This is a genomic window from Verrucomicrobiia bacterium, from assembly GCA_035460805.1.
In the GTDB taxonomy this organism is placed as follows: Bacteria; Patescibacteriota; UBA1384; order CAILIB01; family CAILIB01; genus DATHWI01.
On the sequence record DATHWI010000143.1, the window covers coordinates 1 to 23426 of the forward strand.

Consider the following 23426-nt stretch of genomic DNA (forward strand, 5'->3'; position numbering starts at 1 on the left):
CTAATAAGGATTGTGTAGGCCAACAGCAAAGCAAGGGCCGCCACAATGCCAATATCCCACGTAACGGTATTAATCATCTCCCTACAGTATGAAACCCCAGGGACGAGAAGACAACTAGGACAGCTTCTTCAGTTCTTCGTACAGTTCGCGTTCGCGCTTGGAAAGGCGCCGTGGGATAACTACTCGGAGGATGATAGTGAGATCGCCCCGCCCGCTTCGGTAGGGCTTGCCCATGCCACGGAATACAACCTGTTGACCGTCTTGGCAGCCCACTGGGACCTCCAGCATGACCTTGTCGTTGCCAACGCGCAGCTCAAACCTGTCTCCTAACACAGCCTGCGGAACGGAGATTTGCACCTCCGCTTGGACATTGGCCATGGCAGATGCAAACATATCGGAAAAGATATCGCCAAAGCCTCCAAAGCCAAAACCAAAGCCGTCAAAGTCGCCTGCTCCCCCGCCGCCGTAGCCTGGTTGCTGGGCGCCGGCAGCGCCGTACATGTCGTAGCGCTGACGCTTCTCAGAGTCGGAAAGGACTTGGTACGCCTCGTTTACTTTTTTGAACGCCGCAGCGTCACCACCCTTGTCCGGGTGGTGCTCGTGAGCCTTCTTACGGAACGCGCGCTTGATCTCGTCAGCTGACGCGCCCCGCTCCACTCCTAGTAACTTGTAGTAATCTTCGGCCACAGGTATTACTTGGCCTCGGAATCATCCGCAGGTGGGGCATCGTCTGCCTTTTCCTCGGCAGGGGCTTCACCAGCTGACTCCTGGTACATGGCCGCACCAACTACCTGCAGCTTTTCAGAAAGCTGCTTTACCTTGGCTTCAATAGCGTCGGCATCGTCGTTGGCGTGCACGCTCTTCAGTTCAGCCACGGCATCCTCTACGGCGCGAAGGTCTTCCGCCTTGATGTTCTTCTTAGCCTCTTCTACTTCTTTGAGAGTCTTCTCGGCGGTGTAGATGAGCGAGTCGGCATCGTTGCGCACTTCTACCAGCTTTTTCTTGGCCTGGTCTTCTTCAGCATGGGCTTCGGCGTCTTTGCGCATCTGCTCAATTTCTTCGTCAGTAAGGCTTGAGGAAGCAGTGATGGTAACTTTCTGCTCCTTGTTCGTGCCCTTGTCCACCGCTTTTACGTTCACAATGCCGTTGGCATCAAGGTCAAAAGTTACCTCTACCTGTGGGACACCGCGAGGAGCTGGTGGGATTCCATCAAGGACAAACTTGGCAAGTGTGCGGTTGTCCGCGGCCATCTGGCGCTCACCCTGAAGCACGTGGATTTCAACCTGTGTCTGGTTGTCTGCTGCAGTGGAGAACACCTGGCTCTTGGAGGTTGGGATGGTGGTGTTGCGCTCAATGAGCTTGGTCATTACGCCACCCATCGTCTCGATACCCATGGAGAGTGGGGTAACATCTAAGAGAAGGATGTCTTTGACGTCGCCAGCAAGCACGCCACCCTGAATGGCAGCGCCTAGGGCAACGGCCTCATCAGGGTTTACGGAGCGGTTAGGCTCTTTACCAAAGAAGTCACGGACAGCTTCCAGCACCTTAGGCATGCGGGTCTGGCCACCAACAAGGATAACTTCGTCGATGTCCTTAGGGTCAAGCTTGGCATCTGCAAGGGCCTTCTTTACTGGCTCCATGGAGCGTTTTACAAGGCTCTCGGTCAACTGCTCAAACTTGGCGCGGGTAACCTTAAGCACCAAGTGCTTAGGCCCAGAAGCATCTGCTGTAATGAAAGGAAGGTTTACCTCTGTCTCCTGCGCGCTGGAAAGCTCAATCTTGGCTTTTTCAGCCGCTTCCTTAATGCGCTGGATGGCATCGGCTTGGCCAGTAAGTTCTACACCCTCTTGGGCTTTGAACTCAGCCAAAATGTGATCCATAAGGACCTTGTCAAAGTCATCCCCGCCAAGGTGAGTGTCGCCATTGGTTGAGAGCACTTCAAAGGTTGACTCACCATCATGATTTGCCAACTCCAAAACGGTGACATCGAAAGTACCGCCACCAAGGTCGTATACGGCAACTTTCTCGTTGGTTTTTTTCTCAAGGCCGTACGCAATTGCTGCTGCAGTAGGCTCGTTGATGATTTGGCGGACTTCTAGGCCGGCAATCTTACCAGCGTTCTTAGTCGCTTGGCGCTGGGCATCGTTAAAGTAAGCAGGCACGGTAATGACCGCGTCAGTTACCTTCTCACCCAAGTACGCCTCGGCGTCAGCCTTAAGCTTTTGGAGGGTAAAGGCGGAGATTTCCTCTGGTGTGTACTCTTTGTCGCCCATTACCACTTCTACCAAGTCGTTGCGGCCGCTCTTAATTTCGTACGGCACGCGCGACTTGTCTTCTTGGGTTTCGGCGTCAGTGTATTTGCGCCCAATGAAACGCTTAACGGAGAAAATAGTATTCTTTGGGTTTGTGGCAGCCTGGCGCTTTGCTGGCACACCAACAACCCGCTCACCGTCTTTCTTGACGGCAACAACGGATGGAACTGTATTTGGCCCTTCAGCGGAAGGGATTACCTTGGCCGCACCGCCCTCCATAACGGAGACAACGGAGTTGGTCGTACCAAGATCGATACCAATGATCTTTCCCATGGAGAACTCCTTACTTCTGTTCGTGGTTAACTACGATAACTTGGGCAGGCCGCACGACTCGGTCGTGAAGGCGGTACCCGATACTCTTTACCTCGGCGATGGTGTCGTCTTCCTTGTCATTGTCGGTCACGGTGCCAATAGCCTCGTGCAATGAAGGGTCAAACTTCTCACCAATCTTGGCGGTAACTTCTTGGACGCCACGCTGCTCAAGCACATCCATAAGCTGCTTGCGGATATACATGATGCCAGTTGCCCAGCTGCTTTCCTTTTGGTCAGCAGGAACATGTTCGGTGGCGCGGGTGAAGTTATCCAACACAGGGAGCAAATCGATAACAACATCTCCTACGGCAAATTTTCCAAGCAGCTTCCGCTCGTCATCGAACCGCTTGCGCATATTTTCTTGGTCAGCAAGCGCGCGCTTATAGAGGGATTCGTAATCAGTCTGCTCAGTTGGAGCGACGGTTTCTTCAACAATTTGTTCGGTATTCTCGTCGTTTTCCATGTGGGTCTAACTGATTTGCTGCTTTTAGAATGTAAAACAAACTTTCCATTTTTGCAAGGGACTAGAAGAGAGTACCCACTCTACATATTGCCCTTCTCCGCCTTGGACATCCGTCGACATTGAGAAGGGTCGCCCGTAAGGTGCAGCCATGCGCTACAAAATCTCCCTCATTTTCCTGTCTGCCTGGGTCCTTGGGGTTTCTCTGGGGAGTGGAAGTGTTTCCACTTTCCCGCTTCTTTTTTGGGTGCTCACCCCCTTCCTTACATTTCTCACCCTTCCTTCCAAGAGATATATCGCACTGATTGTTGGGGTGTTCCTTTTTTCTTTTGCATACTCACACCTTAGCCGGCAAATTGCTTGGCGGAGTTTTAAGGCTGGTAAAGCCAGCTTTAGTGCCACGGTAGTCGCCCCGCCAGATTACAGACAGAAGAACACCAACCTCCTCGTTGAAACCAAGGAGCCCATTGCCCATAACCTGTGGGGCAAGCCCGCCAAAGGACGGGTACTCGTTAGGGCCGATCGGTATCTCCCCGTTCGCTTTGGGGATGAAATCCACATTACTTCTACCCTGGAAAAGCCTGAGCCATTTGAGGGCTTCAACTATCCACTTTTCTTGGAGCGCGATGGCATATTCGCCATTGCACCCCGTGCAGAAGTAAGCGTAATTTCCTCTTCTAGAAATTTTTCCCTCGTTGCCGGCCTGGCGGAACTACGCCACACCTTCGAAAGAAGTATCGGGAAATACGTACCAGAACCAGAGGGCTCTTTTCTTTGCGGGCTTCTCTTTGGCAGCAAACGCGCCATACCTACCGACGTCTCAGATGCCTTAAAGGCAACTGGCACTTCTCACTTGGTTGCCATTAGCGGGGCAAATATCACCTTCATTGTAAGTATTGCCCTCAGCCTCTTACCTGTGAGTAACCGAACCTTTCAGGCGGTCACCGTCATCCTCCTCAGCACTTGGCTCACCCTGCTCTCTGGCAGTTCATCCAGTGTCACGCGGGGTGCCGTCATTGCCAGCATGAATGCAGTGGTCAAAGCTTCTGGCAGACGAGCATGGGCACTGCCTGGCATTCTTTTGGCAGCCAGCGTAATGCTTCTCTTCAATCCCCTCCTCCTCATTAGTGACCCGGGCTTTCAGCTTTCCTTCGCCGCGTACGGCGGCCTCCTCATGTTTGGCAACGTGCTCCAGAAAGCATCTACCAAACTTGCTCTCCCCACTTGGATGGCAGGTAGCTTCAGTGAAACGGGGGCTGCCAGCCTTGGCACCGCACCTCTCACCCTCCTCAGCGGCAGCTTTGCCTTGCGCGGCCTCGTCATTAACCCACTTGTCCTCTGGCTCATACCCCCGGCAACGGCATTGGGGTTTGTCCTCCTGGGCTTTAGCTGGTTCCCCCCTCTTGCCACCGTCCTGGGAATTGCTGCGTGGGCAATTCTCCACTTCGCGCTTTGGATTATTAAGACAGGAGGGGGCATATGAAACGAAAAGTATGGGCCATACTTGGGATCATTTCCCTCGTAGCCCTCCTCGCGCCTTTTGCCATCCCCCAACCTTCCCGCCTGTGGGTACTGAGCATTGGGCAGGGTGCATCCATTCTTTACCGAGACCAGACTGGTAAAACATTCCTCTACGATGGTGGCCCTGACGATACAGTTCTCACTGAACTTGGCCGTATCCTCCCTCCGTGGCGGAGGTCTATTAACGTGCTCGCCCTCTCCCATACTCACGCCGATCATGTGCGGGGACTCATCCCAGTGGTGGAGCGCTACGCCATCGACGAAGTTTGGGAGAGTGGGGCACTTGCACCAGGAAACGACATCGCCCGTTGGAGGGAACTTATTACTGAGAAGCACATTACCAAGCGCATCCTTTTTGCTGGCACTCATCTTCCCCTGGGCTTGGCAGACCTCTTTACCATTCATCCCTTAGTTCAAATGGAGGGTAAGAAACTACGAGATGCACATGATGCCAACTTAGCCTTTCAACTCACCACGGGGACTCATCGTATCCTCTTAACAGGTGACCTTGATGAACGTCACGAAAAGTCCATCTCCACTTGGTGTAGGCCGCCAGGCTGCAACCTCAAAAGCGAAGTCCTCCAAATACCGCACCACGGGTCTGCCACAGGCCTTGCCCCTCCCTTCCTTGAACTTGTAGATCCCAAAATGGCCTTTATTTGTGTAGGCCAAAACAATAAGTTCAAACACCCGCGGCCAAATATCTTACAGCTCTTGGAAGAGAAAAAAGTTCCTTACCACCGGACGGACCGGGACGGAGGATTAAAGATTACCTTCCGTGCAGGTCAACTTTCTTACGAAAAGACTCGGTCTGTGCCGCGATGAGTGCAATGGCGACAGCGTCGGCCGCATCATCTGGCTTAGGCAGGGTAGGAAGACGGAGAAGCAGCTGAACCATTTTCTGCATCTGCTGTTTATCCGCAGTCCCACTGCCAGTTAGCGCCAATTTCACTTCATTAGGTGTAAACCCAACCATTGGCACGCCCATCCGCTCCGCCACATACATGAGCACCCCACGCGCCTGCGAAACAGTCATGGCCGTGGTCACATTCTTACTGAAAAAGAGCTTCTCAATAGAAACCAGAGCAGGCTTATGTTCATCAATAAGCGCCTCAACGCCATTGGCAATTGCCAAGAGGCGCTGGCTGTCCGTCATGGATTTGTCGGTGGTAATGACGCCATAACCTAAGCACGTCTGCTTCCCACCTTCAGATTTAATAATCCCCCAACCCACAATTGCCGTACCTGGGTCCAGGCCTAAAATGATCATTCGGGGAGGTTTGTGTATACGCTGGTCACATCATCGTACTCTTCCAAAAGGTCGATGAGATGAATTACCTTTTCCATGTCTTCATCCCCTACTTCCACTGGCGTATTGGCTACGTACTCAATTTCGGCCGTATCCACAGTAAAGCCGGCAACCACCAGTGCATCTTTTACCGTATGCAGCTCTACCGTTGCGGTATAGACCACCGCAAAGCCTTCTTCCAATCGGTAGTCCTCTGCCCCGCCCTCAATGCAGGCCTCTTCAAACGCCTCGGCCTTGCCTGCCGGTACCTGCGCGCGGATAACACCGCGCTGGGTAAACTGGTAAGCTACGCCACCACCCTCTGCAAGGCGCCCACCATTCTTAGCAAAGAGAGTGCGCACATCAGCGTTGGAACGGTTCCTATTGTCGGTAAGCACAGCCACAAGCATGGCCACATTGCCAGGGCCAAAACCCTCATAGAGCAACTCTTCTACCGCAGCGCCACCCAATTCTCCCGTACCGCGTTTAATGGCCCGCTCAACATTATCTTTTGGCATGTTGGCAGCACGGGCCTTATCCATGGCCAACCTAAGGCTAGGATTCAAAGAAGGGTCACCACCGTTGCGGGCGGCAATGGTAATGTTGTTGGCGAGTTTGGTAAAAATGTTGGCGCGCTTGGCATCCACCGCTGCTTTGCGATGCTTGATACCCGCCCATTTGCTGTGTCCGGACATGGGAATTCCTTTAAATCAGTTCTCTCGAACGGTACCGAAAACCAGAGGCTCAATCAAGCTGCAGGTGCAGGAGTAGGTGTTGGTGTGGGCTCTGGGGCTGTACCCGTACCTACCAAGTACTGAGCGGGCCAGGCTTTGTACACACTGATGAAGGTGCGCTTGTAGACGTCTTTCCCATCCTTGTTCACTACATACGTTACCGATGTCTTAGCGCCGTCATGCGCGCGCTCAATTTGCTTGGTCTGACCACGTAGAACAGTGTCTGATTCGCTGTAGATTGGATCACCCACTTTGTAGGTCTCAATAATCTGCGGTGGGGAAATGACGGAACTGCGCCCATCTTTAGTGCCAAACAAATCGAAGGTAATTTTAGTACCCACAATTTTGGACTGCACGTAAACAGCGGTGCCAAAGTCATTCTTCCACTTAAAGTCTGGGCTGGGATCGTAAATGGTGGCATCAAGGCCAGGCCCTACGCCTAATTCGTAGTAACTTACGCGGTATGCATGGTTCTGACGCTCCACAATAGGAAGTCCGGCGTTAAGCACCGACCTAAAGAGTGTGGTGGAAACTTGGCAAAGGCCACCCCCTGCCTCAGGGGTAGTACGGTTACCCTTAATAACCAGCTCAGGCAGGTATCCCGTGGACTCTTCAATGGGACCCAGAGTCTTAGTGGTAGAAAAGGTCTCGCCGGGCTTCACTAGCTTTCTATCCAAATCACGGGCACCTTTGGCGATGTTGAATTTACGATTGTTCGGGCTGCCCGCGTAATCAGTCGTTGCGGTCCCTACCAACTCCTGGATTCCCAAAGAAGCCAAGGTATCGGCACGCACGTCAGCCTTCTTTACCTCAACTTCGCCCACTACTTTGGCGGAAGTCGCTGTGGACTGAATGTAGGTGAGGACTGCTGCCAAGGTTTTTTCCTCGTGTACTGCCCGGCCGTCCACATCCCCCTCTACCACTGTCACTTTACCGTCCGCCCCCGTAGCGAGCCGTACGTTTGCCGCAGCACGGTTTACGGTAGCCGCCCACTCGGTAAGTTTGCTACCGGCCTTTGAAGTGAGCACCAGCTGGAGACCGGTGGCCTGCTTGGCGGTATCCCTCGCCACCTCAGCAGTCAGCCATTCCGCCAATGTTGCTTGGTCCACCGCAAAGGCCTTGTCGGCCAAGGTCAGCTGCAGGGGTTTGGCCAAGATTTCTTCCGCCCGGAGCCTGGCGGGCTCCGCCATCTCCGTAGTCACTTCTGGCTGGGAAGGCTCCAAGTGCAGGGTAATGTCATTGGTATTTTTTTCAAAAGCTGTGGCAATGTCATCCTCAAAACCAGCCTGGTCCAGCCGCTCTCCCGCTTTTCCTGGTACAACTTTTACCTCAAGCGGCGTAATGGAAAGGGTGGTCTCCTCAAAAGCAGTCTCAATGGACCCTAGGACTTTTTCCTTTAACACTTCCTGGCCCTTCACCCCAAGGGCTGTCATGCTCACGTCGGCATACCGGGGTGTAACAGGCGCGCTGAAAAGGAGCGCCAGCTGGCCCCATGCGCTTCCCTGCTTCTCTTCCTTCCAAAGCTCATCGAGTTGGGAGGCGTACGTAATGGAAGTTTCCAACTCGGCGGGAGCAATATCCCAAGACTTTTCGTTGTGCGTAATATGAAGCGGCTTTTCTAAGAAAGAATGTTGCTTGGCCTTAAGAAGCTCTTCGGCCTCCGCGCGGGTCCGCCCACCAATGGACACGCCACCCAAATGAGTGCGTGGCAAGTAGCGGTCGTTATACACAAACGCATACACCGTCCCCAGGACACCCAATGACAAGAAAAACCCCATCATTCCAATGAAAAGGGGCCGCGAGCGAATGCTCCACTTTGTGTGGGAACCAACCGCCTTGTCAGGCTGCTGTTCCTTCTTCGATTTTTGCTTGGTTTGTTTCTGCGGGGACATCGCGTATCAGTTGGGAGAGAAGAGAGCGGGCAAGCTCATCAGTGGAGAGCTTGGCTTCTGATTCAGGTAAAAGATGAAGGACATATGTATCACCAACCTGCGGCCGGACATCCATTTCCTTAAGGGAAAAACGGATAGTTTGGTTGTCGTCGAGAGTGAGTACTGCCGTGAGATTTTCAATAGCAGTTATAGTTCCCTGTAAGCTTAGTAACATGGATACGTTCTTTCGCAAAGTATTAGTCTAGGTACGCGCCTTCGCGGATCTTCTTTTTTACTACCTTTAGATCACTGTAGGACTTGGCGGCTGCATGGACAGCGCGCAGCTTTGACTGCTTGGCATCGTACCAATCAACTGAAATTTCCTTAATGGTAAGGCCGAGTTGGCGGGCAATACTAAGCACCTCAACGTCAAACACCCAACCATCCATACTCTGCTTCTTAAATACCCTCTCCGCTGCCGCGGCGGTAAAGAGTTTGAAACCACACTGGGTATCCACAATTCCCCGGAGCAAGGACTGCTGAATGAGTAAGTTGCCAATGCGGGAAACAATCCTGCGCTGCAAGGGCTGCTTCACACGGATACTCCCCCCATTGAGGTAGCGCGAACCAATGATGATATCGAACTGACCTAAATACGGAAGGAACTTGTCTAGCTCCGTAATAGGTGTGGCATAGTCTGCATCCATAAAGAGCCGGTAATCACCTTGGGCTGCTAGCATACCCTGGCGGACAACACCCCCCTTCCCCTTGTTCTTTTCGTTGGCAATAAGCTTGAGCTGTGGGAAACGCTCCTGCATCTCTTGTACTTTTTTCACCGTGTCGTCGGTGCTGCCATCGTCCACCACCAATACTTCAGCCTCAAAGGACTGCTGCTCTAGGTAATCACGGACGAGCGCAAGCGTTTCCGGAAGACGGTCTGCCTCGTTATAGGCAGGGATGACAATGGAGATGTGAGGCATGCGGTCAGCGTACCAAATCTCGCTTACTACGGCCACCTCTGGAAAGAATAATGGTGACATAGAGCCAAAAGAGCACTGCCAGCTCCAGCTTAAAGATTGGCGTGTCCACTAGCCCATGTGCCAAAAGGACGGCCATTGTAACCGCTGCCGCACCGCCGTAGGCAAGGGCGCCCCCCATAATAAGCAGCATCGCCACCAACCCAACCGCGGAGAGATCAAGCCAAAAAGCCAGGTAGAGATTGTGCGGCTCCGGGACATTCCATTCAATAGGGTCCGTAGTAACGTAGGGCACTGCTTTCAGGTATTCGTTATCAAAGTTGCGCAACCCAATGCCCGTAACTGGGTGTTGGTCGCCAATTCGCAGCGCCACCTGCCAAATTTCCTGACGCGAAGCCAGGGAGGAGCGCGGGTTGTTAGAAAAACGCTTATACGCAAGGGCGCCGCCAATGAGTGCCATCACCACCATAATCCCAATCATGATCCCTGCCGATTTCTTTTTCCGCGATGCCATGGCCACAACGTACAGGGCACCCGCAATGAGGCCTACCATTCCACCAAGGGATTGGCTTGCCAAGATGCCCACGAGCAGTACGGCCATGACTAACCATTTCTCCCTTCTGGTGAAGCCATATGCCAGAAAGAGGGCGGGCACTACCGATGCTGCATAAAAGTTCGGCGAAGAAAAAGTACCGATCATGCGCATTTCTTGCTGCGCAGGCAAAAGGGCAAAACCATACAGCGTCTGCGCCAGGGCCGTGGCAACAATCCCCCACACCAAGGTGCGTACGCTCATTGCGCTCGCCACAATGGTAACCAAAAGGAGAAGTGGCATGATAAACCAAGCTTTTGCCGCCCCTAAGGCTTCGCCCTGCACGCCTGCCACACTTACGGAAATTAAGAGGCCAAGCAGAAGCAATGCCCCGCCCCATCGGAATACAGCGGGCAGCGCACGGAGGCGCGCCATGCCCCCTGTCCTCCACATGGAATAGCAAGAAATTACCAGGAGTAGGGTGAGAACCTCAAAGGCATAGAAAGGTATGCCTGTCACTTTGAAAACAGGTCTTTCGCCTAAGAGAAGCGTCAACGGCAAAAGAAAGAGGAGAAGTTCTGCGATTCGGTTTCTCATGGCGCTGTGGCTACTGATGATAAGAGGTCACGGACTTGGGCAGCCACGGTTTCCCATGAATACCCCTGCGCCCTCTTCAAGGCTTTGTCACTCATTTTCTGTGCCAGTGTATCATCTTCAAGCAATGCACGGAGGGAGGCAGTAATCCCGTCAATATCCTGAGGGTCACATACCCGGCCTGTGTCGGCCACTAATTCGGTAAGCGCTGGGGTGTTACTAACCAAAACAGGAGTACCAGCCGCCATCGCCTCAATAACAGGGAGGCCAAACCCCTCGTAGTGGCTGAGGTAAGCAAAGCACCGCGCCTTTTGAAAACGGGAAACAAGTTCTTCTGTAGAAAGGTAGCCTTCAAACCTGCAGGTGGTGGAGATCCCCAACTTCTCCGCCACACCCTCGTAGTCCTCCCCGCCCCATCCCTGTTTCCCAACAAGAATGAGGGGATGTTTCTGCCGCTCTTCTTCCCTAAGCCCCGCATAGGCCTTAAGTAAACTGAGGATGTTCTTTCGTGGCTCCAAGGTACCGACAAACAAAAGTGAGCCGTCCCTGGCTGAGAGGGGCAGAGGTCGGGCATCCATGAGCAGTGGCGCCTCGCCAATTACATGAAGCTTGTCCGGTGGGCATTTGCCAATTTCCTGCACATCTTTTGCCGTGGCTTGCGATACGGCAATGACTGCCGCGGAGCGCTTTAACGAACGGCGGAGCGAAGCCTTTTCTACCGCATTTGCCTTGGCGTTATGCTTCACATTTTTCAAAACAAAAACGGCCAAGTCATGGACTACCGTTACCGTGGGGACAGAACAAAAAAGGGCTGACAAGTAACTTTGGGAAGCAAAGAATACTTGCGCCTTGTCCTGCAATGCCTGCTTGGCCGCAGCCCGGTGCCAAAACAGGCTGCGCCCAGCAACCTCTACCTGCTCAATAGCCCTTCCCCGTAGTTCTGAGGGGATTTTCTGGCCTGGATGCACATAGCAAAAAACGGCGTCATCCCCATCCCTCCATTCGTTCAGGATACGCAGAAGGTATTGCCCCTTCCCTGCAGGCCTACCGCAGATCTCACGCGCATCTACGGCAATTCGCATAGTGCCTACTTGCGTGCAGCTCGGTCAAAAGCAGCGGCCACCATCGTGGCGAAGAGAAGGCCAATGACCAGGCCGGCGATTGGCGCAAGTGGAACCCCTGAGCCATGGCTGGTTACTGTGGTATCTGTGTATGAAGTTTCAATGAGGAGGTCGCTCTTGGCGGAGTCAAAGCTGGCTTGTGCCTCATCGAGCACTGAGCGCAAGGCAGTAAAGACATTCTCCACCTCTGTCTGGGTAGCACCTACGTACTGTACTTGGTAAGAACGGGAAAACGGCACGTCGCTAATCACTTGGAAAATGTTGGCGTAATCAGCCAGGCTCATATCTGCCACGGAAACATTAGCCTTTTCCAAAGCCTTGCGAACATAAAACGGGTCGGCAATCCAAGACTGGGTAGTGGCCACAGCGGTCTTCAGGTCTTCACCCTGGTTAGGCTGAAGGATGAGTTGCTGCGTTTCAGGGTAGCGGCGGGATGGCTCAACGGTAACCGTAAATGAACCAAAGTACTGTGGATCTTTCCGGCGCTCCAAGCCAAGGGTGGCCCCAAAGACAACAAGAGTTAGCACAAGAATGATAGGCCAGCGTCGCGCGATGAGGTGTGAGAGGCTAAATCGATCCATACATAAGTACTAATAGTGTAGATTCAGCATAGCTTCTTACACCAAAAAGAAAAACACCAGGAGTCCAATTTGAGATCCCTTATGCTAGTCTAGGTGATATGGAAAAAGTCTCCGTGTGCGTCATCACCAAAAACGAGGAGCGCAACATTGCCCGCTGCCTTGATTCTGTCTCTTGGGCGGACGAGCTCATCGTCTTAGATAGCGGCAGTACCGACAAAACTGTGGCCATCGCCAAGGAACATGGGGCCAAAGTTACCGAAACCGATTGGCCAGGTTGGGCGGTACAAAAAAACCGCGCCATTGATGCCGCAACCAATGACTGGGTGTTAAGCCTGGATGCCGACGAATGGCTCCCGCCTGACATGGAGCCACGCGTCCGCGAAGCAATGACAAATTCCGCAGCCGACTCGTACACCATGAAACGCAAGACCTTCTTTTTAGGTAAATGGATTGCCCACCAAGGATGGTACCCAGACCGACAGATCCGCTTGTTTCGAAAATCTGCCACCCGGTTCAGCGAAGTTCCTGTGCATGAGAAAGTACTGGAAACTGCTACGACACAGGACTTGGATATTGATATCCTCCACGAATCCTATGTAGACCTTGCGCAATATATTCAAAAAAACAAAGCCTACAGCACTGCTCAAGCAGAGCAGCAGAAAGGGAGCAGCCTCCCCTGGCTTAAGCTTATTGCAAAGCCTCCGGCCCGTTTCGTACAAACATACTTCCTGCAAGCTGGCTTTCTCGATGGCTGGCAGGGCCTCCTCCTCTCAGCCCTCCGCAGTTGGTACGACTTTACTGTACAGAAAAAGATTATTCGTCTGCGCCAACGTACAAAGCCCCAATAAAGAAGGCGTAGCCCACTAGGATGAGCGGGTAGAAAAGCGCGTTTACGAAGAAGGCGTTGATGAGCAGCGCAGGGGTGGCAATAAGAATCACATACGCAGCTACCTGCGCGTTCTTTCGTTTCTTTTCGCGAAGCACTCGCAGCGCATCTTTAAGGACCAGGATCCCGCCCAACACAAAGAGGGAAAACCCTACCGTCCCCGTAGTGGCAAGTACATTGAGGATACTACTGTCGCTACCTGCGCTTGAATGACTCTCCCCGATTGGCGAGACAAGGTTCAGCTCTTTTTGGGCACGGTCATAATTGTTATAACCCACGCCCAGTACGGGATAGTGTTCAACAATTTTCAAGGCATGTTTCCAGGAAAGAATCCTGTCTTGCGCCGTCTGATCGAGTGAGAAACCGCCACGCACACGCTCTGCAACCCGGGGGATACTCAAGGCAAGCGGGACAATGCAGACCGCTGCTAGAAGCAGTAGTTTCCAAGAGTAGCGGAAACCAATAATGGCGAGGACCACCAAGATGGCCAGGTAACCGCTGCGCGAATACGTAAGGACTCCTGCAACCAGGGTCCCAATAATGAGCAACCAGAAAGTAACTCGCGGTGCCTTACGGTTCAGGGCAAAGAAGAATACGAGAAGGAAGGCAAGGTAACCGCCTAGGTAGTTTGGATCCAGGAAGGTGGAGACAAAACGCCCCACGTGAGGGTCCCAACCGTAACCACTCAGCACACCAATGTCTGGCAAAAGGACCAACTGAAGGATACCTAGCGCCAAGACGGCAGCACCCGTCCACAAGACAACTCTGAAGGGCTTCTCCAACTCCTGGTCGGCCTTAAAGAGGGTGGGGACAATCCAAAAGAGAGAAAAATAAACCAAAAGCCTTACCCAGTAGGCTGCAGCTTCTACAAACTCTTTTTGAGCTAGTGCATAAGGCGAGAAAAGGAGGGAAAGAAGTGCCACACCTAAGAATCCCATCCAAATAAGGTGGGTTGGGTATTTAGGAAGGGAAACCCTTTTCCAAAAGACCCACACAAGCCAGGCACCTAAGAGGGCGCAGAGAAAAAGGTCCGCAAGTACGGGACCGCCGCCTTTGAGCGGTGGGATACGCCCCAATTGCCCAAGGGCCACAGACCCAATTGCCCAGTACAGAAAAAGTACTGGCCGCTGTATGGCAATCACGGCGCCGGTAGCCATTACCGCTACCGCAAGTGCTATAAGAGGGTTCCAGGCTGCAAGCTGCGCCAAGGCAACTCCCCCTATGAGCCCCCCTACTAAAATGAGTGCTGCTTTCCAGTTCATTGCTCTCAGAATACCCTAAGTCGTGGATTCTGTACGGTAGCGGTACCTTCTTTCTGGGAAAGCTTGGCCGCAGACAAGCCTGCCCTTATCCCCCGCCACGGTGCCAAGAACGCACTTGGCCTTCCCTTCCCGTACACAAGCCAGCAGGCCAGGATCGGCCTTGCCATGTGCATTACAAAGAAGGGGATGCGCCAAGAAGGAGCGTGCTTTCCATAAAAGAGGAAGTTATTGAAGAACAGGTCTTCATACCAACGAATACGCTCGCTGACTGCCCTGCTGCCTCCGGCGGCAACCATGTGGTGCAGGAGATGTGTTTCCGGTACGTACCGTATACGGTAACCCGCCTCACGAAGGCGCACGGCCCAATCCGTTTCTTCACGCATGGCATTGCCACGGAACCGTTCGTCAAAGAGGCCGGCTTCACGCACGGTGCTGGCACGGAGGGAAAAATTGCACCCAATAAGGTTGTCTACGTCAGCTGGAAAATCAACGTGAAAGTTGTTTACAAAGTCACCCATCCACGTGATCTTGCCTACTGTTTTGGCAGTCGGGTCATATTCATGAGTCGGGACAATCACCTTGCCGGCAACGGCGCCAATGTCCCCTGACGTGTAGGCAGCAACATGTGCCTGGATGAACCCTCCTTCAACCTCTACGTCGTCGTCAGTGAAGATAATAATCTCGGGATCAGTGGCGTGGGCAACCCCCCAATTGCGGGCCTTAGTAGTGGCGGCAAAGGAGATCTGAGGTGGTCGGAACCAGGTAATAAGACCCTCTTTCTCCCATGCCTCCATTTGACGCTGGACTTCTTCCGTGTGCGACTCGGTTTGATCAACCACAATAATCTCGTACCGTTCACGCGGGTAATCTTGCCCCAACATGCCTGAGATGGTCAGGAGGAGCGGCTCATCCCGCTTGTACGTGGGAATGATGAGGGAGACAAAAGGATGCTGCTGAGTACTCATGCCTTCCCCGCCCAATGCTTAAGGCGCCTTGCCAATCGCCAGAGGAATATGCGGATTTTGTACCAAAGGTTGGTGTAGAGCGCTGGATGGTTAGCCCGTACCTGGGCACGCAAGGCGTGGTCACGCTCCCTGTCCATGGTATTACGACCTCCCTCTTCTTTTTGCCGGTACAGGAGATGCGTCTCTTTGCAATACACACCCCGGAAACCTGCATCCACGAGGCTTAGGTAAAAGTCCCAGTCTTCATACCCGCCCCGCATGGCGGGGTTAAAGTATCCAACCTGGCGTGCCGCATCTGTTCTGACAAGTGAAGAAACATGGATATAGTTCTCTGGGACCAGGGCCGCAATGGACCAAGGGCGGGCGTGGATCCAACCTTCTTTTGCCCCAAAAAGCTGGGCATCTGAGTAAGCAAAGGCCACTTCCTTAGGCTGTTTCTCCAATATCGAAAAGAGGCTCTGGAGATAGTTGTCCGGCAGTATGTCATCAGCATCCAAACGCACCACATACGGCGCAGACACATGGGCAAGGCCGTTCCTACTCGCCTCACACACCCCTGCATTAGCCTGGGAAAGGGCAGCTAATTGCGGATATTCCCGTCGTAGCCCATTGAGCACCTCTGCGGTGTCGTCAGTTGAACCGTCATCAACCACAATAATTTCACTGGCCGGCAATGTCTGACGCATAACACTCTCTACCGCCTCACGCAAATACGGACCTTGGTTATAGGCCGGAATAATGACAGCAATGGGACCAACCGGATTAGTATCCGACACGTTTTTTCGTTAGGATCCAGCGGATAGTGTAGAAGTAGTAGCGGATCTTCAGCCGGGCATCTTCGCGTTTTGAGGTAAGGAGCTTCACAAGCAGTATCGGCATCCGGACGAGCAAGGATAGTGACACAATCAACTTGCCCACCAGCGCCGTCAGGAACCCGTAATGCTTGTGAAGGTAGGTAAGCATGCTTACCCGTGCTATGTGCAAACTCCGCTGCTTTATCTCCGGTGTCTTTGTGGCGCTTTTGGAACCGTGATGGATAATGGCCACTTCCGGATAGTACAACGTATCGTAGCCGCGCTTTTTAAAGGAAAGGCACAAGTCCGTTTCTTCATTGTACATAAAGTAGCGCTCATCAAACCCACCAATTTCTCGGGCAACATCCCCCCGCACTAAGAGGCAGGCACCCAAGAGCACCTGGACCGAGGTAGGCTGTTCCGGGTGTATCACGTTCATGTTCTCCTTTTGCTCGCGGAGGACAAACTCCTTCACTACACTCCTCAAGCTCGTGTAAAAGCCAATCGTTCCCTGGAGGGAGCGGTCGGTATTGAGAAGCTTTGGCCCTACCACACCCACACCTTTGCGCTCCTCGAGAACGCCAAGCATGGGACCAATGACATCCTCGATAAGTTCTACGTCGGGGTTAAGATAGAGAATGTCTTTCCCAACGGCTTTCTCTAGTCCCATATTGTTCCCCTTGGTAAAACCAACATTCACCTCGCTGGCAATGAGGGTAACCCAAGGATACTTTTTAGCCACCATTTCCACTGAGTCATCCGAAGAAGCGCTGTCCACCACTATCACCTCATAGGAAACAGACTTGGTGTATTCCTTAAGCGTTCTCAAGCATGCGTCCAAAAGCTCAGAGACGTTATAGCTGACAATAATGACGGAAATATCGGGGCTATTTGAACCTGGCATAGAGGCGTTCCTGAATCACGGGAGGGAATTGTTTGAAAAGGAAAAATGGGACTACGTATGCTGCCCCGCTCACCGCAATAACAAGGAGGAGCAACCCTGCCTGCTGTGCATGTGACCAATCGTAGTAATGCGTGCTCCAAATATCGCCACCCACTTTCCGTATGAAGAAATACATTGCGGCCATGCAGACGGCACCTACTAGGGCCGGCACCACGGTACGCAGACGGGGGTAAAACCCGAGCACCCGTATGGTAAGCCAGGTGGTAATAACCGTGGTGAGCACCTCTGTAATCACCGTCGCCGATCCTGCGCCGTAGTAAGAATACTTTGGGATAAGGTACACGTTCAGCCCGATGTTTAAGATAACTGCCACTAGCTCCACGATACTTAACTGCTTTTGCTTTTCGGTAGCCAAAAGGGCATGGGCCATAAGCGTCCCAATGAAAAGGGGGATCATGGCAAAGGCCACGATGCGCAAAGAGAGGGCCGACTCTGGGATATAGTTGCGCGTAAGAACGGCAATAATGTGAGGCGCGAACAGTACAATCCCCGTCACTACAGGGATCGCGGCAAATACCAGCAGGTCAAATGCCTTTTGCATCAGCCCGTGCAGGCCATCGCTTCCCCGCTGGATAAGCTGGTTCATCTCAGGGAAAAGACCGCCCACGAACATGGCAGGCAGGGTAATGATGATTTCCAGCACCTTGTAAGCGTTGCCATAAATACCCACTTCAATCTCAGGGCGATAGAGCGTGAGCAAAATACTATCAGCCTTGAAGTGGATCATCCCCAATACGGCCATAGCCCCAATTGGCAGCACCTGCATAAAAATACCGGGCCATTCTTGTAACAAAAAGCGCGGCCTGAACCGCACCAACTTCCTGGTAAACAACCAGCTCACTACCATGTTGAGCGCATTCCCCAGCACTACTACCGTAATAGCGGCAAGGAACCGGTTCTCTTCTGCCACCTGCATCCCTACATATACTGTCCCCGCCAGGATAGCCACCCTTCCCACTAAATCGGAGATCATGGCGCGGTCCATCATGAGGCGGGCCTGGACAACCGTCACACAGACCTGGTTCATGGTCAGGAAGAACTGGCCAATAGCCATGAGGAGGATAGCTGAGGAGAATGGCTGGTACGCTGGGATGAGCATCCCAATGAGCGGGGCGGCAATAAGCAAAACAACTGTGGCGGTGAATAGCCGGAAGCCCAAGAAACGTGATGTCACCTCATCGGCTTCCTCAGGCTTGCGTGACAACTCACGCAGGTACAAAAGGTTAAGCCCCATATCCGCAAGCACCGAGAAGAAACCAAGGTAAGTGGTTACTGCAACATATCCACCCCAACCCTCTGGCCTGAGGATGCCATTAAGAATACTGACTGTCGCCAGCGAGGTGATGGTGGTAAATACCCGCCCAATTATTTGCGCCAACGTATTGTAGGCGACACGGCGAGCGTAACTCATAACACCAGATTAGCGAAGCGTGCTGCCTGTGGGAAGGGTATCAAGCTGTCCGGCGGTGATTGCGCGGACATCGGCGTAGCTGTAACCCTGTCGGCGGAAGTAATCCCCTGACACAGGGTTCTTCTTTTTATCCTTAATAAGGTACACGGTACCGTTGCCATCTTTTTGAGTAACCAGTGTGGTCAAATTGCCACCACGTCGCTTCTCGGCGATAAGGGCTGGGCCAACAACGCGGATAGTACCCAGGTTAAAGCCCCAGGCCTGCGCAACAGAGCCAGGCAGTGGGTAGAGAATTCCATCGTCAACAAAGTAGGCAGTACCGTCACCACCGTCGGCAACAACCAGGTTGCTCAAGAGCGGACCCTGTGGAAGGTTGTAAGTTACGTAGGCAGGGACACGGGCCGTATCAGCCCATGCAAAGCGCCAGACATCGTTGTAGACAAAACCGCTGACTGGGTAGAGTGTGCCGGCTGTAGCCAAGAAGACCGTACCGTCCCCATTAGGGAGTACAAGCTCGTGCATAGGAAGGCCATACGGGACCTTTGCCAGGATTGTATCTGGCTTAGGTTGGACATCGCCCCAGCTAAAGTTGTAACGCTCAATCAAACGAGGTGAGGTAAGCGGGCGCTTGCGGCCGTTATCAATGGTATAAACGGTCCCGTCACTGCCAAGTGCCAAGTGCGTCCAGGTACTGCCAGTAGGCAGGGCGCGTTCGTCATTGGTCAGAGAGTGGACATTGGTCCACTTAAAGGACCAGGCGGCAAAGCCACTTCCCGTAACAGGCCATTTCTTGCCCTCATCAAGGACGTAGACCGTCCCATCCGTATCCTGACCAAGGGAAGGTGCGTAGGTTGGAGGAGAGAACCACTGGTTGGTAATGGCCCAAAAGTTGTAGTTCCCGTTATAGACGTGGGGAGTGTACGCATACAGGACGCGCGCAGCCCGAGTCCTAGGGGTGATGGTAATGCCATCGATGGAAATGGGGTTGGAATACGTTGAGGCGTATTGGTTGTAGCGCGATTGGAACCAAGCAGTGGAGTAGGCAATCTGTTGCCCAACGCCGCCAAAGTTACGGGCGATATACTCGGCCTGTGACTGCCCGTAGCCACAAGAGGCCATGGTTTCATCCCAGAAATACCCGAGCACCCACATTTGAGTAGCATCAGATTGTACCGTTGCACGGGTTACCGCGCTGGCTTCTTTTTCCAAGGTCACCAAGAGGACGCCAGGGTTGACGCTATGCTCTGCAGCCTCGCGGGCGATAAGGGCTGCCACGGAAATGCCGTAGAGCTCGTGGTTTGTCACGTCGTTGTATTGGCGCGCAGAAACCTCACCCCACTTACAGGTACCGCCATCATTGTATTTGTACGGAATGGTTTGGTACTCAGGAATGATGTAGTTATGCATCCAGCTCACGCTGCCTGCACGGTTTGACCACTCACCCCTCTTGCCTAAGAGATCCGCGACTCCACTCTCTCCCATTGAAACGGAAACGAACTGCGTATCAGGGATAAGGGTTGAGTATTCATCAACGCCAAACCCTGGCGCTGGATTAGAAAGCGAATATGCAAAGGCCGTGCCGCCTGAAAGGGCGGTTGCGGCGGTTGCAAGAAATAGCACAAAAAGTTTCTTAATCATTCGGATGGTCCACTGAGGTCGATGACACTGATGTCACGCTCTAAGTCTTTATTCCCCGGATTATTAGCTAAACCTTCTTCCAGAACGGCACGTGCCTCCCCGCGCTTGTTCTGGGCGATGAGGACGTTTGCTCTGGCCTGGTACGCGACAACCAACTGCTTGTTTTGGGCGGTGGCAAGTGCATATACGTTAAGCGCTTCTGCAAGTTGCTTGTTGTCCCGGTACGCATTTCCCAACTCGTACTGCAGCTGTGCAATGGCAACCGTGCCTTGGGCAACTGTAATTGCCTCGTTGAACATGCGGATGGCCTTTGCGTACTCCTTGCCCTGGTAAGCCGCGCGCGCCTCTGCCGGGGTTGCAGCGGGCGTTGTGGGCGTAGGGGTGGGAGTAGGTGTTTCTACTACTACCACTTCTGGAGTGGCAGTGGCCTCTGCGGCGGCTTCTGGCGAAGGAGTGGGACTCTCACTTGCCGTTGGGGCTTCTGCTGCTTCTTCACCACGGAACTTGGCCAGGGCAAGGCCAAATCCACCTAAGAGGATGAATGTGCTCAGGGCTATTGCAAGCCAATGGGGAAAGGAGGAAACAGGGCCTGAAGAACGCCTCTTCTCTATCTGCATGGCGTCACTATATCACAGCTTTAGCGGCAATAGAGACGGACAGATTTAAGGGGGTCGGTTTCCCGCTCTATAAGTACAAATCCATACTCCTTCAGGATCCCCTCGATCCTGGCAACATAGGCGTCCCCCGCTTCTATCATGATCAGGCACTTCATTTGGACAATATCCTCCCTGAATAAGAACTCCGTTTTGAACTCATACGGCCGGGCTTTTGGGTGAGCAATGACCGGGAGAAGCTGGTCCAATGCAACCATTAGCCCTGGGCTGTCGTATGAAGCAATTTTGTCCTGGGCAGGGGTGTACTGCATGGCGGGCTCAAAGTGGGTCATGCGCTCAAAGCGGTCATGAAGCGAAGGAAGGAGGAAAAGGGCTAAGAAAAGAAGGCTGGCAACACCCCAGACCCGGTCCTTTGCGAAAGCCTTTTGGGTGAAGTGAGCTGCGCCATAAACAAATAGGAAAAGGAGCGGTACCCCGGCGTCACGCGCCAGCCGGAGCGGGAACCCAAATACCTCCATTTGCGAACACACAAGCAAAACAAATGTCAGGACAGCCAAAAGCTTCACCGTCAGTGGGACTGGCTTGCGAGCAAGCATAAGGATGCAGACCCAGACCAGAGCGGCAAAACCACCCCACCATATAAGGGGCGTAAAGTATTCGGGAAAGGCACGGACAGAAATGAGGGCATTGGGGTTGTCCAAGGTACCTACGAGGTGGATCCATGGGAACGCACCACCAAACTGCACCACCGCAGAGGCCAAGTCCCGCACACCCGCACTTAGCGGGCTGAGAAGGAAAGCGAGCATCGCCACAAGCCCAGCCAGGAGCAGTTTCCAGGTCAGGCGCCATGAAATGAGGCAACCTACCACAAAGAGAATGACCAAGTAGGCCACGGAGAAATGGTGGGTCAGCATCATAAGGATCACACCCAGGGCAATGAGGATCCCACCCAAAACGCGCTGTTTCTTTTTAGTGTCTTCCAGGTAGCTCACCCCCAGGAGGACGAGGGGCAACCACACCGCCACGCTAATGTAGTTTGGGAAGCCGCCGTCGTAGAGCGTTTGCAGGGGCTGCGTGGCAACCCAAAGGGTAAGGCCTAGCGCAAGGACACCTGCCCAACTCCCCTGCAGCCTTTTAAGGAGGAGGAACGAAACTGCTCCCGCGGCTCCCACTACCAATGGCAAGTATGCCAACATAACCCGCAACGCGTCCTTCCCGCTCACTTCCACACCTAAAAGCACGAGGGCATGAAAAAGTTTGGGATACCCGGCAAAGAAAGCCCCTACCCCCTGCTCCTGAAGCAGGGCCACCTTCATCGCATGGTTGTACAAATCTCCCCCTGGTGCCGAGACGTAGCCGAAATGCCTAAAAAGGACGTACGAACCAACAAGGTACGTACCAAGGACAAGTGCGGCGGCAATCCACGGAAGGCGGTGTTTCATGTGCCCAACGTACCATATAAACGCCTCTGGGACACGGTGCGGAAAGGATACCCAGCCTTTTTCTTTTTCCCTATACTGGATTGGTAAATCCGTAATGACCCCCTCTCATGCATGTTGCAGTCCTCGGTACGGGATATGTTGGATTGGTAGACGCAACTTGTTTTGCCGAACTTGGAAACCACGTTACGTGTATCGATATTGACGTTCAGAAAATTGAGAACCTGAAAAAAGGCATCGTCCCCATATACGAACCAGGTCTTACGGAAATGGTGGTGAGCAACTACAAGGCAGGCCGCCTTATCTTTACTACAGATATCAGTGAGGGAATTGAAAAATCAGAGATTATTTTCTTGGCAGTCGGGACCCCCTCCGCCCCTGACGGTTCCGCAGACCTGCAATACCTTTTCAAGGCAGCGGAAGATGTGGCCAAGGCACTTACCGGCCCCACCATTGTCACCACCAAGTCCACCGTCCCAGTAGGCACTGCGGACAAGTTACGGGAGATTTTCCGCAACCACACCACACACGCCGTAGAGGTTGCTTCTAACCCTGAGTTCCTTCGCGAAGGCGCCGCAGTAAAGGACTTCCTGAACGCGGAACGTGTTGTAGTTGGGGTTGATAACGATGCTTACCGCCCGCTCTTTGAGCAGCTTTACCGTGGGATTGTGCGCACCGAACGCCCACTCCTCTTCATGTCCGTACGCAGCGCAGAACTTACCAAGTACGCCTGTAATGCTTTCTTGGCTACCAAGATTTCGTTCGTAAACGATATTGCCATGCTTGCCGAAGAGATGGGGGCAAACATTGGCCAGGTAACCAAGGGCATGGGCTTGGATTCCCGGATTGGTTCACGCTTCCTAGCTGCAGGCATTGGCTATGGTGGCTCCTGCTTCCCTAAGGACGTACGCGCCCTGCAGCACATGATGCACGACCACAGCCACGACTCCTCCCTCCTGGACGCCGTAGAAAAGGTGAACAAGCGCCAAAAGCACCTTCTAGTCGAGCGGGCAACTGAATCCCTTGGCAGCCTCACGGGAAAAACATTGGCCGTATGGGGACTCACCTTCAAAGCGCGCACCGACGATATTCGGGAAGCTGCTTCACTGGAGATTATCCCCGCACTCATTGAGGCGGGCGCAACGGTGCA

Annotated in this window: 23 protein-coding genes; 4 read left to right on the plus strand and 19 right to left on the minus strand. The window is 53.2% G+C overall.

Annotation, left to right across the window (positions count from 1 at the left end; all coding sequences use genetic code 11):
* Positions 1-114: 114 nt before the first annotated feature.
* Genes VLA04_05885 through VLA04_05895 form a run of 3 tightly spaced genes read right to left on the minus strand, consistent with a single transcriptional unit; the run spans position 115 to position 3087 of the window.
* Entirely contained in the window at positions 115-687 is a 573-nt protein-coding gene (locus tag VLA04_05885) for a DnaJ domain-containing protein (GenBank protein HSI21190.1), read from the minus strand.
* Between the two features lie 5 nt (positions 688-692).
* Positions 693-2585, minus strand: a complete 1893-nt coding sequence (gene dnaK, locus VLA04_05890) for a molecular chaperone DnaK (GenBank protein HSI21191.1) — start codon at positions 2583-2585, stop codon at positions 693-695.
* A 10-nt stretch (positions 2586-2595) separates the two neighbouring features.
* A complete protein-coding gene (locus VLA04_05895; protein HSI21192.1) occupies positions 2596-3087 on the minus strand; it encodes a nucleotide exchange factor GrpE in 492 nt (163 codons plus the stop codon).
* Between the two features lie 148 nt (positions 3088-3235).
* Here VLA04_05895 and VLA04_05900 point away from each other — a divergent pair, with 148 nt between their 5' ends.
* A complete protein-coding gene (locus VLA04_05900; protein ID HSI21193.1) occupies positions 3236-4567 on the plus strand; it encodes a ComEC/Rec2 family competence protein in 1332 nt (443 codons plus the stop codon).
* Positions 4564-5430, plus strand: coding sequence for an MBL fold metallo-hydrolase (locus tag VLA04_05905; GenBank protein ID HSI21194.1), 867 nt, complete (start codon positions 4564-4566; stop codon positions 5428-5430). The genes VLA04_05900 and VLA04_05905 overlap by 4 nt, the downstream gene beginning before the upstream one ends.
* Here VLA04_05905 and ruvC read toward each other — a convergent pair.
* Genes ruvC through VLA04_05945 form a run of 8 tightly spaced genes read right to left on the minus strand, consistent with a single transcriptional unit; the run spans position 5375 to position 12303 of the window.
* Positions 5375-5875 (minus strand): crossover junction endodeoxyribonuclease RuvC, encoded by a 501-nt coding sequence (gene ruvC, locus VLA04_05910; protein HSI21195.1) that lies wholly within the window; start codon positions 5873-5875, stop codon positions 5375-5377. The two genes, VLA04_05905 and ruvC, sit on opposite strands and share 56 nt — an antisense overlap.
* The gene (locus tag VLA04_05915) at positions 5872-6588 is read right to left on the minus strand and encodes a YebC/PmpR family DNA-binding transcriptional regulator (protein HSI21196.1); all 717 of its coding nucleotides are present in this window, start codon (positions 6586-6588) and stop codon (positions 5872-5874) included. Before VLA04_05915 ends, ruvC begins: the two co-directional genes overlap by 4 nt.
* 53 nt (positions 6589-6641) lie before the next feature.
* Positions 6642-8519, minus strand: coding sequence for a VanW family protein (locus tag VLA04_05920; protein HSI21197.1), 1878 nt, complete (start codon positions 8517-8519; stop codon positions 6642-6644).
* On the minus strand, positions 8467-8751 hold the full coding sequence (locus tag VLA04_05925) for a hypothetical protein (protein HSI21198.1): 285 nt from the start codon (positions 8749-8751) through the stop codon (positions 8467-8469). The genes VLA04_05920 and VLA04_05925 overlap by 53 nt, the downstream gene beginning before the upstream one ends.
* A 4-nt stretch (positions 8752-8755) precedes the next feature.
* Positions 8756-9538, minus strand: a complete 783-nt coding sequence (locus VLA04_05930; GenBank protein ID HSI21199.1) for a dolichyl-phosphate beta-glucosyltransferase — start codon at positions 9536-9538, stop codon at positions 8756-8758.
* On the minus strand, positions 9483-10604 hold the full coding sequence (locus VLA04_05935) for an O-antigen ligase family protein (GenBank protein HSI21200.1): 1122 nt from the start codon (positions 10602-10604) through the stop codon (positions 9483-9485). The genes VLA04_05930 and VLA04_05935 overlap by 56 nt, the downstream gene beginning before the upstream one ends.
* The gene (locus VLA04_05940; GenBank protein ID HSI21201.1) at positions 10601-11683 is read right to left on the minus strand and encodes a glycosyltransferase family 1 protein; all 1083 of its coding nucleotides are present in this window, start codon (positions 11681-11683) and stop codon (positions 10601-10603) included. The genes VLA04_05935 and VLA04_05940 overlap by 4 nt, the downstream gene beginning before the upstream one ends.
* Positions 11684-11688: 5 nt before the next feature.
* Positions 11689-12303 (minus strand): hypothetical protein, encoded by a 615-nt coding sequence (locus tag VLA04_05945; protein HSI21202.1) that lies wholly within the window; start codon positions 12301-12303, stop codon positions 11689-11691.
* A 98-nt stretch (positions 12304-12401) separates the two neighbouring features.
* Between VLA04_05945 and VLA04_05950 the strand changes: the two genes are divergently transcribed.
* Complete coding sequence (locus tag VLA04_05950) at positions 12402-13151, plus strand: glycosyltransferase family 2 protein (GenBank protein ID HSI21203.1); 750 nt, start codon at positions 12402-12404, stop codon at positions 13149-13151.
* Here the strand turns inward: VLA04_05950 and VLA04_05955 are convergent.
* Genes VLA04_05955 through VLA04_05990 form a run of 8 tightly spaced genes read right to left on the minus strand, consistent with a single transcriptional unit; the run spans position 13117 to position 22279 of the window.
* The gene (locus VLA04_05955) at positions 13117-14451 is read right to left on the minus strand and encodes an O-antigen ligase family protein (protein ID HSI21204.1); all 1335 of its coding nucleotides are present in this window, start codon (positions 14449-14451) and stop codon (positions 13117-13119) included. The two genes, VLA04_05950 and VLA04_05955, sit on opposite strands and share 35 nt — an antisense overlap.
* A 5-nt stretch (positions 14452-14456) precedes the next feature.
* Positions 14457-15416 carry a glycosyltransferase gene (locus VLA04_05960; protein ID HSI21205.1) on the minus strand — a complete coding sequence of 320 codons (960 nt, stop codon included), beginning with the start codon at positions 15414-15416 and terminating at the stop codon, positions 14457-14459.
* The gene (locus VLA04_05965; protein HSI21206.1) at positions 15413-16192 is read right to left on the minus strand and encodes a glycosyltransferase family A protein; all 780 of its coding nucleotides are present in this window, start codon (positions 16190-16192) and stop codon (positions 15413-15415) included. The genes VLA04_05960 and VLA04_05965 overlap by 4 nt, the downstream gene beginning before the upstream one ends.
* Complete coding sequence (locus VLA04_05970) at positions 16179-17114, minus strand: glycosyltransferase family 2 protein (protein HSI21207.1); 936 nt, start codon at positions 17112-17114, stop codon at positions 16179-16181. Before VLA04_05970 ends, VLA04_05965 begins: the two co-directional genes overlap by 14 nt.
* Positions 17098-18585, minus strand: coding sequence for a flippase (locus VLA04_05975; GenBank protein ID HSI21208.1), 1488 nt, complete (start codon positions 18583-18585; stop codon positions 17098-17100). The genes VLA04_05970 and VLA04_05975 overlap by 17 nt, the downstream gene beginning before the upstream one ends.
* Before the next feature lie 9 nt (positions 18586-18594).
* Positions 18595-20223 carry a hypothetical protein gene (locus VLA04_05980; protein ID HSI21209.1) on the minus strand — a complete coding sequence of 543 codons (1629 nt, stop codon included), beginning with the start codon at positions 20221-20223 and terminating at the stop codon, positions 18595-18597.
* Positions 20220-20840 (minus strand): hypothetical protein, encoded by a 621-nt coding sequence (locus VLA04_05985; GenBank protein ID HSI21210.1) that lies wholly within the window; start codon positions 20838-20840, stop codon positions 20220-20222. The genes VLA04_05980 and VLA04_05985 overlap by 4 nt, the downstream gene beginning before the upstream one ends.
* Before the next feature lie 20 nt (positions 20841-20860).
* Positions 20861-22279: a hypothetical protein gene (locus tag VLA04_05990; GenBank protein HSI21211.1), complete on the minus strand. Its 1419-nt coding sequence runs from the start codon at positions 22277-22279 to the stop codon at positions 20861-20863.
* A 107-nt stretch (positions 22280-22386) separates the two neighbouring features.
* On the opposite strand from VLA04_05990, the gene VLA04_05995 reads away from it, so the two are divergent.
* Positions 22387-23426, plus strand: a 1040-nt coding sequence (locus tag VLA04_05995) for a UDP-glucose/GDP-mannose dehydrogenase family protein (protein ID HSI21212.1), incomplete at its 3' end; no start/stop codon positions are given.

Bases quoted from the DNA above. Each gene is read 5' to 3' on its own strand.
- VLA04_05990 (HSI21211.1), bottom strand. From the start codon at position 22,279: ATGAAACACCGCCTTCCGTGGATTGCCGCCGCACTTGTCCTTGGTACG.
- VLA04_05985 (HSI21210.1), bottom strand. From the start codon at position 20,840: ATGCAGATAGAGAAGAGGCGTTCTTCAGGCCCTGTTTCCTCCTTTCCC.
- VLA04_05945 (HSI21202.1), bottom strand. From the start codon at position 12,303: ATGGATCGATTTAGCCTCTCACACCTCATCGCGCGACGCTGGCCTATC.
- VLA04_05970 (HSI21207.1), bottom strand. From the start codon at position 17,114: ATGCCAGGTTCAAATAGCCCCGATATTTCCGTCATTATTGTCAGCTAT.
- VLA04_05950 (HSI21203.1), top strand. From the start codon at position 12,402: ATGGAAAAAGTCTCCGTGTGCGTCATCACCAAAAACGAGGAGCGCAAC.
- dnaK (HSI21191.1), bottom strand. From the start codon at position 2,585: ATGGGAAAGATCATTGGTATCGATCTTGGTACGACCAACTCCGTTGTC.
- VLA04_05975 (HSI21208.1), bottom strand. From the start codon at position 18,585: ATGAGTTACGCTCGCCGTGTCGCCTACAATACGTTGGCGCAAATAATT.
- VLA04_05935 (HSI21200.1), bottom strand. From the start codon at position 10,604: ATGAGAAACCGAATCGCAGAACTTCTCCTCTTTCTTTTGCCGTTGACG.
- VLA04_05940 (HSI21201.1), bottom strand. From the start codon at position 11,683: ATGCGAATTGCCGTAGATGCGCGTGAGATCTGCGGTAGGCCTGCAGGG.
- VLA04_05960 (HSI21205.1), bottom strand. From the start codon at position 15,416: ATGAGTACTCAGCAGCATCCTTTTGTCTCCCTCATCATTCCCACGTAC.
- VLA04_05955 (HSI21204.1), bottom strand. From the start codon at position 14,451: ATGAACTGGAAAGCAGCACTCATTTTAGTAGGGGGGCTCATAGGGGGA.
- VLA04_05905 (HSI21194.1), top strand. From the start codon at position 4,564: ATGAAACGAAAAGTATGGGCCATACTTGGGATCATTTCCCTCGTAGCC.
- VLA04_05980 (HSI21209.1), bottom strand. From the start codon at position 20,223: ATGATTAAGAAACTTTTTGTGCTATTTCTTGCAACCGCCGCAACCGCC.
- VLA04_05900 (HSI21193.1), top strand. From the start codon at position 3,236: ATGCGCTACAAAATCTCCCTCATTTTCCTGTCTGCCTGGGTCCTTGGG.
- VLA04_05930 (HSI21199.1), bottom strand. From the start codon at position 9,538: ATGTCACCATTATTCTTTCCAGAGGTGGCCGTAGTAAGCGAGATTTGG.
- VLA04_05895 (HSI21192.1), bottom strand. From the start codon at position 3,087: ATGGAAAACGACGAGAATACCGAACAAATTGTTGAAGAAACCGTCGCT.
- ruvC (HSI21195.1), bottom strand. From the start codon at position 5,875: ATGATCATTTTAGGCCTGGACCCAGGTACGGCAATTGTGGGTTGGGGG.
- VLA04_05920 (HSI21197.1), bottom strand. From the start codon at position 8,519: ATGTCCCCGCAGAAACAAACCAAGCAAAAATCGAAGAAGGAACAGCAG.
- VLA04_05915 (HSI21196.1), bottom strand. From the start codon at position 6,588: ATGTCCGGACACAGCAAATGGGCGGGTATCAAGCATCGCAAAGCAGCG.